This window comes from Agromyces sp. NDB4Y10, from assembly GCF_001620055.1.
GTDB lineage: Bacteria > Actinomycetota > Actinomycetes > Actinomycetales > Microbacteriaceae > Agromyces > Agromyces indicus.
Genome location: NZ_LQGY01000005.1, coordinates 59,527 through 74,796, shown reverse-complemented (window position 1 = coordinate 74,796; position 15,270 = coordinate 59,527). Strand labels below are relative to the sequence as shown.

Below are 15,270 nucleotides of genomic sequence, written 5' to 3'. Positions count from 1 at the left end.
GAGCAGTTCCCGGGCCAGCGCCGTCCGCACGGGCAGTGCGCCGACCGCGACCGGGTCGAGCACCCACGGCGTGCCCGCCTCCGCGGCGGCGGCGACGGCCTCGCGGGCCGCGTCGCGCTGTTCGGGCTGCGGCGTGCCGAGGTTCACGAGCAGGCCGCCCGCGACGCGGGCGAACGCGCCGGCCTCGCCGGTGAGGTCGACCATCGCGGGGGCGGCGCCGATCGCGAGGAGCACGTTGGCGGTGACGTTCGTCACCACGCTGTTGGTGATGCAGTGGGTGAGCGGCGACTGCTCGCGCAGGGCGCCGAGGAGGCGTGCGGCGGTCTCGTGGGCCGTGGCATCCGCGTCGGATGCCGGCACGGCCGACTGGTGGGCAGGGTCGATGGACAGACGTGCGCGCATGGCGACATCCCTTCGCTAGTCCGAACTAGATCAGGTTCGACGGGTGTGATCTCAGCCGCTTCATCCCGCTCGGCGGGTGGGGCGGCACCCCGTGTCACTGCCGGCGAGCCTAGCGGCCGGCGAGCGGATGCCGCGAGCACGCGTTCATTCCGCGACATCCGCGTCGCGACGTCGTAGCATCGCTCCTGCGGGCCCCCATCCCGCCACCCCGATCCGCTTCCCACCCCTCCGCTCCGCACACCCCCGCTGCCACCAGGAGTCCGGATGACCGACCTCGCCGACGACGATTTCGCCCCGACACCGGGCGCGCCCGCGGACGTGCGCGCCCCGGTGACGCCGTCGCACGCCGAAGGCCGAACCGGCGCGCACGCGCAGCCGATCGAGGTGCCGAGCGTGCCCGCCCGCCGGTCGGTCGTCGACCGGCGCCGGTACTTCCTCAGCAGCGTCGAGCCGAGCGGCGAGTTCGACGCGGTCATCATCGCGGTGACGGATGGCGCGCGCCGCCGCTACTTCACCACGCGCGACGGCGTGCGGATGGACGAGGTCGACCACGACTGGTTCGACCGCCGCAGCAGCGAGGGCGGCCGGTCGCTGCTGGAGCTCGACGACCGCGAGCTCGGCGAGCTCGAGGCGGAACTCGGGTTCGTGCGGCCCGTCCGCGGCCGCGACCCGATCGCCGAGGCGGAGGAGGAGGCCGGAGACGACGTGGATGAGGACCCGCAGCCCGAGCGAGACGATGACGCGGAGGCCGTGACGGAGGACGCCGAGACGACCGCCTCGGAGTCGCGACGCTCGACGTTCGTGCACGCCGCCCCCGCGGCATCCGTCGACGAGACCGAGCCGGTGGCATCCGTCGACGAGGCCGAGCCTGCGGCATCCGTCGACGAGGCCGAACCGGCGGCATCCGTCGACGACACGGAACGCGAGACCGCACCCGACGCCGACCCGGAGCCCGAGCCCCAGCCCGCCGCCGCCGAACCCCCGGCACTGGCCGGGACGGAGGCCGTCGAGCAGGTCGCGCTCGCGAAGGGCATCGCGTTCGTCGCGCACCGCGGGCAGCTCGACCGGGGCGGCGCGCCCTACATCGACCACCCGGGTCGCATGGCCGAGCGGTTCGACCCTGCGACGCACCCCCTGGAGGCGGCGGCGGCCTGGCTGCACGACGTGCTCGAGGACACGCCCGTGACCGCGCAGGAGCTCTTCGAGGCCGGGGTCCGGCCCGACGTCATCGAGGTCGTCCGGCTGCTGACGCGCTCGCCGGAGGTCGCGGCCGAGGAGTACTACGCGCGGATCCGCGCCCACGACGCGGCCCGGCGGGTGAAGCTCGCCGACATCGACGACAACACGGCGCGCTGGCGCCTGCGTCGGCTCGACTACGAGACGCAGCTCCGGCTGGTCGAGAAGTACCGGGTGGCCCGCCGCGCGCTCGGCGGCTGACGGTGCGGCGCGACGGCCATCCGGTCGGGGGTCAGCGCAGCACCGACACGCCCAGCGTGGCGAGCACGCCGAACGCGACGCCCCACATGACGATCGAGATCGTCTGCCAGAGGATCACCGCGTTCTTCGACGCGCCGAACGACACCATCGCGGCCGAGGTGATCTGGCTCGGCAGGATCGTCTGCCCGAGGAGGCTCACGCCCGGCACGCCGTAGCGGTCGAACCGTTCCCGGAGCCGCCGGCGTCGCGGCGACTCCTCGATCGGGTCGCCGTCGAGGTCGTCCCCGCGGCCGGCGGAGACGCGGGTGCGCACGCGGTGGGCGCTCAGCACCACGACGACCATGGAGACGAAGTTGCCGACGATCGCCGCGATGATCGCGACGACCGGGTTGAGGCCGGCGAGCACGCCGATGACGGCGCCGGCGTACGACTCGACGAACGGGATGGCGGCGGCGAGCATGACCCCGAACCACTGGAGGAAGACGGGGAGGGAGGAGGTGAAGTCCTGGAGCGCTTCGATCATGCCTCCAGCCTCGCGTCGGGCGCCGGTCCTGCCCAGTGTCGCGGCGTCACCGATTGACGGGTGATCGCGCACGCAGGACCGTGACATATGTCATGGGCGTACGCTCGGCGGCATGGCTCCACCACGCGACTCCGCCCGCGGAGTCCACGCCACCTGGCTCTACACGCTCAGCTCGATCGTCTTCGTGCTCATCCTGCTCGACGGGTTCCTCCTGCTCGCGCTCGCCGAGGCGATGGCGGACGGAGCGGATCCGGCGACCGTGGCGCTCGTCGTGGCGGTGCTCCTGTCGGTCGTGGTGCAGGTGCGGTACGCGTGGTTCCTGCGCGTCGGCCGCGGTGGCGGGCTGCCCGCGACCGGGTGGACGGTGGCGCTGCTCGCGCCGGCGGGAGCCGCATGGGTGATCGGCCTCATCGCCCCGGGAGGGTCGCTGCTCGGCGCGCTGCCGCTGTGGGTGGCGATCTGCCTGGTCGCGGCCCTGCTACCGAAGTCGGCGCGCTGGGCGCTGATCGTCGGGGGCGCGGCGCTCACGGCGTGCCATCCGCTGCTGGCGGGAGTGATCGGCCGCGGCGTCGAGGCGGGCGCCGGGCCGGGCGCGGGCGTGCTCCTGTTCTACTCGGCGTTGCTGCCGTTCATGGTCCTCACGAGCCTCTGGTGGTGGCAGATCGTGGTCGAGCTCGACCGTCACCGCCGTGCGGCCGCCGAGCTCGCGGTCGCGCAGGAGCGGCTGCGGTTCGCCTCCGACCTGCACGACATCCAGGGCCACCACCTGCAGGTCATCTCGCTAAAGTCCGAGCTCGCCGAGCGGCTCCTCTCGATCGATCCGGATGCCGCGCGCGAGCACGTGCACGAGACCCGCCTGATCGCGAAGCAGGCCCTCGAGGAGACCCGCCGCCTCGTCGCCGGCTACCGCGAGGTCGCCCTCGACGACGAGCTCGAGAACGCCCGCGAGGTGCTCGCCGCCGCGGGTGCCCGGTGCGAGCTGCACGTGGGCGACCTGCCGACGGATGCCGCGACGCGGACCGTGCTCGCGTCGGTGGTGCGCGAGGCGACGACGAACATCCTGCGGCACAGCGAGGCGTCGCACGTGCGGTTCGCGCTGGCGGCCGCGGACGACCGGGTGACGCTCGAGATCGAGAACGACGGGGTCGCCGACCCCGCTCCGGACCTCGCTCCGGACCTCGCTCCGGACGGCGCGACGGCCGAGGCGGTGACGGATGCCGCGCGGCGGGTGCCGGGCAGCGGACTCGCCGGGCTGCGCGAGCGACTCGCCGCGGTCGGCGGACGGCTCGACGCGGGGCCTCTGGCGACGGGCGAGCGGTTCGTGCTCCGGGCGACCGTGCCCGTCGCCGTCGGCGCCACGGCCGGGGTGGGCGAATGAGTGCGGGCGCGGACGCGGCGGGTGGCGGCATCCGTCTGCTCATCGCCGACGACGAGCACCTCATCAGGGGCGCGCTCGCAGCGCTGCTCGGCCTCGAGCCGGACATCGAGGTGGTCGCGAGCGTCGACAACGGCCTCGCGGCGATCGGGCAGGCGGCGGCGACCCGGCCCGACGTGTGCCTGCTCGACCTCGAGATGCCCGGCGCCGACGGGATCGAGGCGGCCACGCGCATCCTCGCGACGGTGCCGACGCGGGTCGTGATCGTGACGCGGCATGCACGGCCGGGCGTGCTGCGCCGCGCGCTCGCGGCTCGCGTGTCGGGGTTCGTGCCGAAGTCGACGCCCGCCGAGGAGCTCGCGCACGTCATCCGCGACGTGGCCGCCGGACGCCGTTACATCGACCCGGAGATCGCCGCGACCGCGCTCACCGCCGAGCGCTGCCCGCTCACCGACCGCGAGCTCGACGCACTCCGCTTCAGCCGCTCGACGATGAGCGTGGTGCAGATCGCCGATCGGCTCCATCTCGCGCCGGGCACCGTGCGCAACTACCTCTCGTCGGCGATGACGAAGCTCGGCGCCGCCTCGCGGCACGAGGCCGCCGAGATCGCGTGGCAGCAGGGGTGGATCTGACCCGGACGGGCAGGGCGCGCCGCGCCGCGCTCGCTCAGACGTGGTCGGCGAGCGCCGCGCTCTCGGCCGACGCCGAGGCGCCCGGCCAGCCGCCGCGGTGCCGGCAGGCGGCCGCGGCCCAGCGGGCGCCGCGCTCCAGGGCGACCTCCTGCCCCAGTCCTCCCACACGGGCATCGAGGTAGCCCGCGATGAAGGCGTCGCCGGCGCCGGTGGTGTCCACGACGTCGGTCGGCATCGCGCGCTGCGCGAACCACGCCGAGCCGTCCGTCGCGACGGCGCCGGCGGCGCCGCGCGTCACGACGGCGAACCGGGCGCCGCCCTCGAGGGCGGCGACGGCCCAGGCGCGGGCATCGCCGTCCTCGCCGACCGACCCGAAGGCGACGTCGAGGTCGGTGAAGCCCGTGGACACGGCGCAGTCCTGGCTGACGATCGGCCCGCTGCCGCGGGCGTCCCGCCGCCAGCGCAGCTGCGCGCGGAGCTCGTCGGCTCGGGGCAGCATGCCGACGTGCACCCAGCGGGCCCCCGCCAGCCGCTCGAGCTGCGCGTCGCTCGGGAAGTAGTCCGCCGTCACGCCGAAGTCCTCGTGCTCGAAGACGCGGTCGCCGTCGGTCACTCGGATGGTCGTGACGGCGGTCGTCCCGGGCAGCGTCACGAGGCCGGCCGGGTCGATCCCGGCGCGATGGAGACCGCGCGTGATCGTGCGCGCGTGCGCGTCGGCGCCCACGGCACCGAAGTAGGCGACGGTGCCCCCGCGCATCGCGAGCTGCGCGGCGACGTTGAACGCGTTGCCGCCCGCGAACCGGGCGGACTCATCGCCGACGTACCGGTCGATCGTGTTGTCGCCGACCGTCGCGACGACGAGGCCGCTCGACCCGCGGGAGGCGTGCATCATGCGTTCCCGGTCGGCCTCAGTACTGCAGCTGCCGGTAGTAGCGGCGCGTCGTGAGCGGGTGGTCGCGGAGCACCTCGAGGTGGGCGCTCACCCGCTCGAGGGCGGTCGCGAGCAGCGCGGGCGCCAGGAGCGCGCGCACCTCCGGGGTGAAGCCGAGCAGCTCGAAGTCTGCGGTGTCGATCACCTGCAGGGTGTCGGTGATGCGCGGCACGAACGCCTCGACCCGCTCGACGAGGGCGCGGCCGGCATCCTCGCCCTTGAGCGCGATGACGCTCACGCCCGGCTCGAGCAGCTCGAGCGTGCCGTGGAAGAAGTCCGAGGCGTGGACGGGCCGCGTGCGGATCCACTGCATCTCCTCGAGGATGCACATGCCGTAGTAGAACGCCTCCGGCCAGCTCGCGCCGGCGCCCGTGATCACGTGGTAGTCCGACCCGGCGATGACGCGCGCGAGCTCGGCCGCGCGCGGCTCGAACGAGCGCTTCACGCCGAGCAGCGCGTCCGGCAGGGTGGCGAGCTGGGCGAGCACGGCGTCGTAGTCGTCGAACTCGCCGCGGGCGCGCATGATCGACAGCGCGATGAGCAGCGACTGCACCGTGAACGTCTCGCTCGAGGTGTCGTCGGCGGCGAACGTCGTGAGGTTCCGGTCGGCCCGCTCGGCGAGGGGCGTGTCGGCGTGCCCGGTGAGGGTGAGCACGGTGGCGCCGCGCTCCTGGGCGTACTCGAGCACGCGGATGCTCTCGGCGGTCGTGCCCGAGAGCGACGGGATCACGACGATCGAGCCGGGGCCGAGGTGCACCGACCCGGTCTCGACGAGCTCGGCGGGCATCTCGTGGAACGTCGGGAACGTCGACCGGGTCTGCAGGAGCCGCACCGCGGGCTGCATGAGGATCCCGGCACCGCCCGAGCCGAGGAAGAAGACGTTCGCAGCCCCGGCGTCGAGGCGCTCGCGGATGAATGCGTCGATGGGTCCGGCGAGCGCGACGGCGCCGGCCTGGATGCCGAGGAAGCGGGCCTCGTCGAAGTTCAGCATGGTGGTCCTTTCGTGGTGGTGGGGTCGTGGCGGTGCCGCCCGGATGGCGCGGCGCCGCGAGGTCAGGCGGCGGAACGTGCCGCGAGCTCGCGCTCCACGGCGGCGAGGCATTGCTCGAGCGCGGGTCGCGGGTCGAACGCGTAGGTGCCGTCGCCGAAGAGCTCGAACGTGGCGAAGCCGTCGTAGCCGCGGCGGGCGAGGGCGGCGAGGATCTCGCCGAGCGGCAGGTCGCCGTCGCCCCAGGCGAGGTGCCCGGCCGGCGTGCCGTCGACGAGGTGCACGTGTCGGATCCGGTCGCCGAGGGCGTCGAAGTAATCGTCGACGGTGTCGCCCGCGACGGCCATCGCGACGGTGTCGAGCGCCGCACCCAGGTTGGGCGCGTCGATCTCGTCGAGCATGCGCGCCAGCGTCGCGGCGTCGTTGACCAGGTTCGACTCGACCCGCTGCAGCGGTTCGAGCACGCACTCGAGCCCGAGCGTGGCGGCATAGGCGGCGATCTCGCCGATCGCGTCGACCGAACGCCGCCACGCGGCATCCGTCGGCTCGTCTTCGAAGCCCCGCCCGGGCGTCAGGAACAGCATGGGCGACCCGAGTTCGCCGCACAGCTCGGCCGCGCGACGGAACATCGCGATGCTCGACGCCCGCAGCCACGGCACCGGCGAGGCGACGTTCACGGGGTAGATCACCTGCTCGGGCGTCAGGCACTGCACCGCGAGGCCGCGTTCGGCGAGCCGGCGACGGATGCCCCGGGCCTCCTCGGCGCTCACGTGCGGCACGTGCAGGTGCGGCGCGATGCCCCACAACTCGACGCGTTCCCGGCCGAGGTCGACCATGTCGTCGAGGAACCGGTCGAACGGCAGGTGCTGGTACGAGAAGTTCGACCCGGTGATCCGGTCGAGGCGGATGCCGCTCACTTGCCGATCCCGTCGGCGAGGCCCTTGATGAAGTACCGCTGGCAGGCGAAGAACAGCACGACGACGGGAAGCGCGGCGATGACCATGCCGGCGAACACGACCGGGTAGTCGGTGCCGTGCTTGCTCATGAGGCTCGTGAGTCCCACCGGGAGCGTCTGCATCTCGGTGCCGCTCGTGAACACCATCGCGAACAGGTACTCGTTCCAGGCGAAGAGGATGTGCAGGATCACGACCGAGATGATGATCGGCCGGCACATGGGCAGGATGACGCGCCAGAACGCGGTCCACCGGCTGGCGCCGTCGACCTCGGCCGCCTCATCGACCTCGCGGGGGAGGTCGATCATGTACGCCCGGATGAGGAACGTCGTGAACGGGATGCGGAAGGCGGTGTAGAGGATGAGCAGCGCCCAGAAGGTGTTGTAGAGGCCCATCGACTGGAACATCTTCACGAGCGGCACGAGCGCGACGGTCGGGGCGAGCATGAGCCCGCCGAGGATGACGGCCGCCCATGTCCGCGACAGCGGGATGTTCACCCGGGTGAGGCCGTAGGCCGCCCACGCGCTGATGAACACGGTCGCGATCGTCGAGGTGACCGTGACGAGGATGCTCGTCGTGAGGTAGTTGCTGACGCCGCGGTTCCATGCGGCCGCGTAGTTGTCCCAGCCCCACTGCAGCGGCAGCGCGAACGGGTTGCCGAACAGCTCGGCGTTGGTCTTGAAGCCGTTCAGCACCATCCAGGTGAGCGGGTAGACGACGACCACGACCAGGCAGAGCAGGAAGCTCCAGACGAAGACGCGACCGACCGTGCCGGCGAACGAGAGACGGGTCACCATTCCACCCTTCTGCGGCGGTTGATCCAGAGCTGCACGAGCGCGATCGCGAGCGTGACGACGAAGATGACGGTCGCGATGGCCGCGGCGTAGCCGAAGTCGTTGCGCACGAATCCGTTGCGGTAGAGCCACGTGCCGAGCACCTGGGTGGAGTTGTTCGGGCCGCCCGAGGTCATGACCATGACCTCGTTGAAGACCTGGAACGCGCCCGAGATGGTGACGATGATCATGAGCCCGGTCATCTCGCGCACGAGGGGCAGGGTGATCGTGAAGAAGCGGCGGATCGTGCCGATGCCGTCGATCGCGGCGGCCTCGTAGAGCTCGGAGGGGATCCGCTGGATCGCGACCGCGAAGAGCAGCGTCGAGTAGCCGAATCCCTGCCACTGGCTCATGGCGATGACCGCGACCATGGCGGTGCTCTCCTGTCCGAGCCACGGCTGCGCCCACGCGGCCAGGCCGATCTGCTCGAGCACGTGGTTGAGCAGCCCGAGGTTGGGTTCGTAGATGAAGTAGAAGAGGAGCCCGGCGACGGTGAGCGAGATCGCGGACGGCACGAAGTAGATCGCGCGCAGGCTGCGGCGCCAGCGGTCGCTGCGGATGCCCTCGATGATCGCGGCGAGCACGATCGCGCCGAACACCTGGAAGGCGAGCGAGATCACCGCGTAGAGCACGTTGTTGCCGAGCGACGACCAGAAGATCGGGTCGCGCACGAGCTTGGCGTAGTTGTCGGCCCCGATGAACTCCTGGCTGCCGCTGTAGATGTCCCACTCCATCGTGGAGAACCCGAGGTTCTGCACGAGCGGCAGGTACACGAAGACGGCGAGGACGACGAGCGCCGGCAGGATCCATGCCAGGCCGGCGAGGCGACGGATGCCGCGGCGCGGGAGTCGGACGCGGCGGCCCGGCGGGGTGCCGGCGGCCTGGGCCACCGGCACCGCGCCGACGCGCTCACTGGGCTGCGTCAGAAGCATTCCGCACGCTCTCGAGGATCTGCTCGGGCGTCGAGCCGCCGCTGATGAGGGCCTCACCGCCGGCGAGCCAGGCGTCGGCGACCTCGGGCACGGTCACGGTGTCGAGCCAGATGACGAGGTCGGAGGCCTCGTTGACCTTGGTGATGCCGTCGTAGACGGCGACGCTCGACGTCTCGGGGGTGACCGCGCCGACCACGGTGCTCGGCTGGCCGTAGGGCGGCGACGAGAGGGTCGTGGCGTTCTCGAGCGTGGTGGCGAACTTCATGAAGTCCACCGCGAGGGCGGCGCGGGGCGACCTGGCGTTGATGAGGTAGCCCTCGGGAGAACCCTCGATCGCCTCGGGGTCGCCCTCCGCGCCCTCGGGGACGGGCAGCGGGAAGATGCCGAACTCCTCCGGCGTGAGGGTGTTGCCCTCGGCGGTGACGGTGTCGAACTCGAGGATCTCCTGGTAGTACATCGCGGCCCGACCGCCGGCGAGCGCTTCCTGCGCGGTCGTGTAGAGCACGCCGTTCGTGCCCGTGCCGGTGTCGGTGCACTCGTCGACGAGCGTCTTGAACTGCTCGAGCGAGGCGACGTAGCCCGGGTGGTCGAGGGTCGCGGTCGCGGGCGAGAAGTCGTCCTGCAGCACGTCGGCGGGCACGTTGTACGCGAAGAGCTGCTGCAGGTAGTGCAGGGCCGGCCAGCCGTCCTTGTTGCCGAACGCGATCGGCTCGTAGCCGGCGGCGCGGAGGGGCGCGCAGCTCTCGATGAGCTCCTCGAACGTGGTGGGGACCTCGATGCCGACCTCCTCGAAGATCGCCGTGTTGTAGCCCATGAACTTGCCGTTGTTGTAGAGCGGGATGCCGTAGTACTTCCCGTCCACCTCGAAGGCGCTGAGCGAGGCCTCGCCGAACGTGTCGCCCCACTCGGTGCCGGGGGCGATGACCTCGGACAGGTCGGCGGCGAGGCCGCCGTCGATGAAGTTCTGCGCCCAGTTGCCGGTCCAGGTGAAGTAGATGTCGGGCAGGGCGCCGGATGCGGTGAGCGTCTTCGTCTTGTCCTTGACGCTCTGGTCGGTCTCCTGGATGAGCTCGACGGTCACGTCGGGGTGGAGCTCCTCGTACTCCGCCGCGAGGGTCTCGAAGTACGGGCCGAGCGGGTCGCCGCCGAACTTCGTGAGGATGCTGAGGGTGCCGGAGTACTCCGGCTCGGCGCTGATGTCGGCAGCCGGGGCGGCGTTGCCTCCGGCGCATCCGGCGAGAGCGAGCGCGGATGCCGCGGCGAGGGCGGTGACTGCGGTGATTCTCGGTGCGTGCATGGTCTTCCTTTTGGTCGAGGCGAAGGTCGGACCAGACCGGAGGTGGACGCTCCGGCGACCCGCCGTTGGATCGAGGTGTGACGCGGACTTGCTTGGTGGGGCATGACTCTACACAGAATCTGATACCGGTACCAGAGTTTTTCTCGGGCGAATCACGATTGATACAGCGCCGTAACGGGACCGCGACCGCCAGTGGGCGATATCCGCACGGGTAAATGGCTGATCAAAACCGATTAGCGCCGCGTTGTGCGCTCGCCGGACTCGCCGGTGTTGTTGACGCCCCGATCGGCGTATGTCAGCATGATGCCGACCTGATACCGGTACCAGATCACGACGACCTGCCGGTTCCGCATCGAAAGGACCACCATGCTCGAGACCACGCTGCTCGGCTTCGACGAGACCACCTTCCGAGCGCAGACGGCCAGCGCCGTCGCGCTCCGCCCGCAGATCGAGGAGGTCGTCGACCGCCTCCGCGCCGAGGGCTTCGCCAACCTCTTCCTCATCGGCGCCGGCGGCACGTACGCCGCGATGTGGCCGTACGAGCACCTCGCCCGCCGCAGCTCGACGCTGCCGGTGCGCGCGGTCATCGCCGCCGAGCTCATCGAGTCCGGCGACGCGACGCTCGGCGCCGACTCCGTCGCGATCTTCACGTCCGTCTCGGGCACCACCGACGACAGCCTGCGCGCGATCGAGTACTGCAAGCAGCGCGGCGTGACCACGATCGGCTTCACGGGCTACCCCGAGTCGCCCATCGCGCAGGCGGTCGACATCGCACTCGTGTCGGAGCCGAAGACCTGGCCGTTCGACATGCAGATGCTCCTGTTCATGACCCGCCTGCTCTCGGAGCGCGGCGAGTTCGAGGGCTACGAGCGGTTCGCCGACGAGCTGCAGGTGCTGCCCGACGTGCTCGTGCAGGTCGCCGAGCAGGCCGAGCCCGCGGCATCCGCCTTCGCCGAGGCGCACGCCGGCACCGACTACCACTTCCTCGTCGGCGGCGGGAACCTGTGGGGCTTCACGTACCTCTACTCGATGTGCATCCTCGAGGAGATGCAGTGGCTGCGCACCACGCGCGTGCACAGCGCCGAGTTCTTCCACGGCTCGCTCGAACTGCTCGAGGAGGACACGAGCGTCATCGTCTTCCAGGGCGAGGACGAGACCCGCGCGCTCACCGACCGCGTCGAGCGGTTCGCCAAGCGCATCTCGAAGGACGTGACCGTGTTCGACACGAAGGACTACCCGCTCGAGGGCATCAGCCCCGAGTTCCGCGGGCTCCTGGCGCCGCTCGTGCTCGACACGGTCATGGGCCGGGTGTCGAAGCACCTCGAGCGGGTGCGCGAGCACTCCCTCGACCTGCGTCGCTACTACCGCGTGCTCGACTACTGAGCCGCGCCGACGGATGCCTCGTGGCCGGTGACCGCGCCGCGAGGCATCCGTCGACCTCGACCACCCTCCGACCACCCCGTCCTCAGGAGACGCACATGCGCGTACTCGGCTTCGGCGACAACATCGTCGATCGCTTCCTCGACCGCGGCCTCGACTACCCCGGCGGCAACAGCGTCAACGTCGCCGTGTTCGCCCACCGCCTCGGCGCCGACGCCGGGTATCTCGGCGTGTTCGGCGATGACGAGGCGGGCGAGCTGCTGCGCGAGGCGATCGCGGCGGAGGGCGTCGACGTCGGCCGGTGCGTCGTCCGGGCGGGGGAGAGCGGGGTGTCGACCCTGCGCGTGGAGGACGGCGAGCGGACGTTCCTCGGCTGGAACGGCGGCGGCGTCACCGTCCGCTCGCCGCTCGAGCTCGATGACGACCTGCTCGCCTATGCGGCGAGCTTCGACCTCGTGCACTCGAGCGTGTACTCGCGCAGCGAGTCGCAGCTGCCGAGGCTCGCGGGCACCGGTGCGCTCGTCTCGTTCGACCTGTCGAGCGAGGACGAGTTCCGGACCGACGCCTACCTCGACCTGGTGGCGCCGCACGCCGACCTGGTGCTGCTGTCGTGCTCGCACCTCGGGCTCGACGAGACGGAGGCGCTCCTCGCGCGGGCCGTCGACCGCGGGGCATCCGTCGCCCTCGCGACCCGGGGCACGGACGGCGCCGTCGTCACCGACGGCACGCTGACCGTCGCCGCGCCGGCGCGGCTCGTCGAGGATCCGGCCACGATCGTCGACACCATGGGCTGCGGGGATGCGTTCCTCGCGGGGTTCGTCGTCTCCCTGCTCGGCAGCGGATGGACGCCCGCCTCGCGGCCGTCGCGTGATCGGCTCGCGGCCGCGCTCGCCGCCGGGGCGGACGCCGCGTACGACCAGTGCTTCGTCGAGGGCGCGTTCGGTCGCGCCCGTCCGTCCGGCCCTCCGGTGACCCTCGCCGCCGAGCCCGTCGCGGCTACCATGGCGACAGTCGAGGCGCACGGGTGAAAGGGCGGCACGGGAGCATGGCGGAACGCGAGCGAACACCCAGCCCGCCCACCATCTCCGAGGTCGCCGCGACTGCCGGCGTCGGCCGCGCGACCGCCGCCCGCACGCTCGGCGGCTACGGCTACGTGAGCCCCGAGCTCCGCGAGCGCGTGCTCGCCGCGGCCGAGCAGCTGGGCTACCGGGCGAACGCGCTCGCGCGCAGCATGTCGACGGGCGTCACGCACACGCTCGGCGTCATCGTCGCCGACATCGGCAACCCGTTCTTCGCCGGCGTGGTCCGCGGCATCTCCGACACGTCGCGGGAGCGCGGCTTCGACACGATCGTGCTGAGCACGCACGAGTCGCTCAGCGAGGAGATCGCCGCCATGAACGTGCTCATCGACAAGCGCGTCGACGGCGTCATCGTCGCCTCGGCGGCGGTCGAGCGAGCGGATGTCGCGCACCTGACGGCGGCGATCGAGCGCGGCATCCCCGTGGTGCTCGTCGACCGCGAGGTCTCGCACCTCGACCTCGATGCGGTCGTGATCGACAACCGCGAGGCGGCCCGCGAGGCCGTCGATTCCCTGATCCGGGCGGGCCACACCCGCATCGGCTTCGTCTGGGGCCCCACGACCGAGGGGCGGCCGGCGACCCGTCGCGAGCTGCTCGCCGCGGCATCCCGCAACCTCTGGACCGACGCGGAACGTCTTCGCGGCTACCTCGATGCGCTCGACGACGCGGGAATCCCCTTCGACCCCGACCTCGTGATGGTCGGCGAGAAGACCGAGTCGCGCGCCACCGACGAGGTGACGCGCATGCTGGCGCTGCCCGAGCGGGCGACCGCGGTGTTCTGCACCGAGACCGACGCCATGACCGGGTCGCTGCGCGCGGTGCGCGCCGCGGGCCTCGCCTACCCGGCCGACGTGTCGCTCATCGGCTTCGACGACAGCTCGTGGGCGGCGGTCATGGATCCGCCGCTGACGATGATCGAGCAACCCATGCACGAACTCGGCGAGACGGCCGCGGCCACCCTGCTCTCCCTCATCGACGGCAAGGCCACGCCGCGTTCCCGCCACACCCTCGAGACGAAGCTCATCTCGCGGGCGTCGGTGTCCGCGCCGCCGGTCGCGGATCGCTAGCAGCCGGCCCGGACACCGGCAACCTCCTTGCCCGGCGGCGACGCGGATCGAAGACTGGCGCGGACCGCCGAGCCGGGGAGGACCCATGCCGAGTGACCGCGGTGCCGCATCCGCGGCGCGCCCGACGACGGATGCCGCGCCCGAGCGCGCCCGCGGCCGGAACCTCGCCTCCGGCGTGCTGCTCGGCATCGGGGTGGCCGCGTTCATCGACGAGGCGGTGTTCCACCAGCTGCTCCACTGGCACCACTTCTACGACCGGTCGACGCCCGATATCGGGCTGGTGTCCGACGGGATCTTCCACGCGTTCGGCTGGTTCGCGACGGTGGGGGGACTGTTCCTCCTCGCCGACCTGTCTCGTCGGCACTCGGTGCAGTGGATGCGCTGGTGGGGCGCGGTGCTGCTCGGTTCCGGCGGCTTCCAGCTGTTCGACGGCACGGTCCTCCACAAGGCGTTCGGGGTGCACCAGATCCGGTACGGCGTCGACCTGCTGCCGTACGACCTGGTGTGGAACGGCGTCTCGGTCGCGCTGATCGTCGCCGGGGCCCTCCTGCTCGTGCGGGCGAGGCGGCGCGGCGATGCCTGAACATGCGGCGTCGTCGGCGTGGCCCGGCGAGCTGATCCTCGCTGCGGTGCTGCTGGCGGTCGGCGGATGCTACGTCGCCGCTGTCATCCGCTCGCGCCGCCGTCGACCGTGGCCGCTCGGGCGGACCGCGTGCTGGCTGCTGGGGCTCGGCGCGGTGTACGCGGGGCTAGCCGGTTCGGTCGCGGGGGCGGGCGGTTCGGCGTTCGCGGCGCACATGGCCGGGCACCTGCTGGTCGGGATGGTGGCCCCGCTGCTGCTGGTGCTGGCCGCGCCGGTGACGCTCGCGCTGCGGTCGCTCGCGGTGGTGCCGGCGCGGCGCCTGTCGGCGCTGCTCCGCTCGCGGCCGGTCCGGTTCGTCGCGCATCCGGTGACCGCGACGGTGCTGAACGTCGGCGGGCTGTGGGTGCTCTACACGACGGACCTGTTCGTGCGGATGCACGCGAACCCGTTCCTGGCCGCGGCCGTGAATGCGCACGTCCTCGTCGCCGGCTACCTCTTCACCGCGTCGATGATCGGACGGGACCCGGCGCCGCACCGGCCCGGTCCGGCGTTCCGTACCGTCGTCCTGCTCGTCGCCTTCGCCGGGCACGGCGTGCTCGCCAAGTGGATCGCGGCTCACCCGCCCGCGGGGGTGGGCGCGGTGCAGGCGGAACTCGGCGCCGCGGTCATGTACTACGGCGGCGACGCGGTCGACGTCGCCATCCTGGTGATCCTGCTCGCGGGCTGGTACCGCGCCACGGCCCCGGGCCCGCGGGCGTCGGCGCCGTCGGCCGGACGATGGTCGCCGTCCGCCGCCTGATCGCCGCGCCGCGCCCCGCTGGAGTGCCGTTCGTGCGATGGAGCCCGCTCGTCGGGCGG

Annotated in this window: 16 protein-coding genes and 1 riboswitch; of the genes, 8 read left to right on the top strand and 8 right to left on the bottom strand. The window is 72.1% G+C overall.

Annotation, left to right across the window (positions count from 1 at the left end):
- Window positions 1–402, bottom strand: a 402-nt coding sequence (locus AVP42_RS01915) for a hydroxyethylthiazole kinase (RefSeq protein ID WP_197466924.1), incomplete at its 3' end; no start/stop codon positions are given.
- Window positions 393–504: riboswitch (TPP riboswitch) on the bottom strand. (Overlaps the previous gene by 10 nt.)
- Window positions 505–666: 162 nt before the next feature.
- Between AVP42_RS01915 and AVP42_RS16830 the strand changes: the two genes are divergently transcribed.
- Window positions 667–1,839 carry a hypothetical protein gene (locus AVP42_RS16830; RefSeq protein ID WP_231878505.1) on the top strand — a complete coding sequence of 391 codons (1,173 nt, stop codon included), beginning with the start codon at window positions 667–669 and terminating at the stop codon, window positions 1,837–1,839.
- Window positions 1,840–1,870: 31 nt separating this feature from the next.
- Here AVP42_RS16830 and AVP42_RS01905 read toward each other — a convergent pair whose 3' ends face one another.
- Complete coding sequence (locus AVP42_RS01905; protein WP_067945579.1) at window positions 1,871–2,362, bottom strand: hypothetical protein; 492 nt, start codon at window positions 2,360–2,362, stop codon at window positions 1,871–1,873.
- Window positions 2,363–2,474: 112 nt separating this feature from the next.
- On the opposite strand from AVP42_RS01905, the gene AVP42_RS01900 reads away from it, so the two are divergent.
- Window positions 2,475–3,740, top strand: a complete 1,266-nt coding sequence (locus AVP42_RS01900; RefSeq protein ID WP_067945577.1) for a sensor histidine kinase — start codon at window positions 2,475–2,477, stop codon at window positions 3,738–3,740.
- Window positions 3,737–4,369 (top strand): DNA-binding response regulator, encoded by a 633-nt coding sequence (locus tag AVP42_RS01895; protein ID WP_067945576.1) that lies wholly within the window; start codon window positions 3,737–3,739, stop codon window positions 4,367–4,369. The genes AVP42_RS01900 and AVP42_RS01895 overlap by 4 nt, the downstream gene beginning before the upstream one ends.
- Window positions 4,370–4,403: 34 nt before the next feature.
- Here the strand turns inward: AVP42_RS01895 and AVP42_RS01890 are convergent, their stop codons facing one another.
- The 6 genes from AVP42_RS01890 to AVP42_RS01865 all read right to left on the bottom strand — a co-directional run bounded on the left by AVP42_RS01890 (window position 4,404) and on the right by AVP42_RS01865 (window position 10,303).
- The gene (locus AVP42_RS01890; protein WP_197466923.1) at window positions 4,404–5,261 is read right to left on the bottom strand and encodes a PfkB family carbohydrate kinase; all 858 of its coding nucleotides are present in this window, start codon (window positions 5,259–5,261) and stop codon (window positions 4,404–4,406) included.
- 16 nt (window positions 5,262–5,277) lie between these two features.
- On the bottom strand, window positions 5,278–6,291 hold the full coding sequence (locus tag AVP42_RS01885) for an SIS domain-containing protein (RefSeq protein WP_067945574.1): 1,014 nt from the start codon (window positions 6,289–6,291) through the stop codon (window positions 5,278–5,280).
- A 62-nt stretch (window positions 6,292–6,353) separates the two neighbouring features.
- Window positions 6,354–7,205: a sugar phosphate isomerase/epimerase gene (locus tag AVP42_RS01880; RefSeq protein WP_067945572.1), complete on the bottom strand. Its 852-nt coding sequence runs from the start codon at window positions 7,203–7,205 to the stop codon at window positions 6,354–6,356.
- Entirely contained in the window at window positions 7,202–8,038 is an 837-nt protein-coding gene (locus tag AVP42_RS01875) for a carbohydrate ABC transporter permease (protein WP_067945569.1), read from the bottom strand. The genes AVP42_RS01880 and AVP42_RS01875 overlap by 4 nt, the downstream gene beginning before the upstream one ends.
- Complete coding sequence (locus tag AVP42_RS01870) at window positions 8,032–9,006, bottom strand: carbohydrate ABC transporter permease (RefSeq protein ID WP_082846916.1); 975 nt, start codon at window positions 9,004–9,006, stop codon at window positions 8,032–8,034. Before AVP42_RS01870 ends, AVP42_RS01875 begins: the two co-directional genes overlap by 7 nt.
- Window positions 8,984–10,303 (bottom strand): ABC transporter substrate-binding protein, encoded by a 1,320-nt coding sequence (locus AVP42_RS01865; protein WP_067945567.1) that lies wholly within the window; start codon window positions 10,301–10,303, stop codon window positions 8,984–8,986. Before AVP42_RS01865 ends, AVP42_RS01870 begins: the two co-directional genes overlap by 23 nt.
- 366 nt (window positions 10,304–10,669) lie before the next feature.
- On the opposite strand from AVP42_RS01865, the gene AVP42_RS01860 reads away from it, so the two are divergent.
- From AVP42_RS01860 to AVP42_RS01840, 5 genes are all read left to right on the top strand, one after another.
- Window positions 10,670–11,686, top strand: coding sequence for an SIS domain-containing protein (locus AVP42_RS01860; RefSeq protein WP_231878504.1), 1,017 nt, complete (start codon window positions 10,670–10,672; stop codon window positions 11,684–11,686).
- Window positions 11,687–11,781: 95 nt separating this feature from the next.
- On the top strand, window positions 11,782–12,711 hold the full coding sequence (locus AVP42_RS01855) for a PfkB family carbohydrate kinase (RefSeq protein WP_067945565.1): 930 nt from the start codon (window positions 11,782–11,784) through the stop codon (window positions 12,709–12,711).
- A 17-nt stretch (window positions 12,712–12,728) separates the two neighbouring features.
- Complete coding sequence (locus AVP42_RS01850) at window positions 12,729–13,829, top strand: LacI family DNA-binding transcriptional regulator (RefSeq protein WP_067945563.1); 1,101 nt, start codon at window positions 12,729–12,731, stop codon at window positions 13,827–13,829.
- Between the two features lie 85 nt (window positions 13,830–13,914).
- On the top strand, window positions 13,915–14,412 hold the full coding sequence (locus tag AVP42_RS01845) for a DUF2243 domain-containing protein (RefSeq protein WP_082846915.1): 498 nt from the start codon (window positions 13,915–13,917) through the stop codon (window positions 14,410–14,412).
- Entirely contained in the window at window positions 14,405–15,211 is an 807-nt protein-coding gene (locus tag AVP42_RS01840; RefSeq protein ID WP_067945561.1) for a cytochrome c oxidase assembly protein, read from the top strand. Before AVP42_RS01845 ends, AVP42_RS01840 begins: the two co-directional genes overlap by 8 nt.
- Window positions 15,212–15,270: the final 59 nt, after the last annotated feature.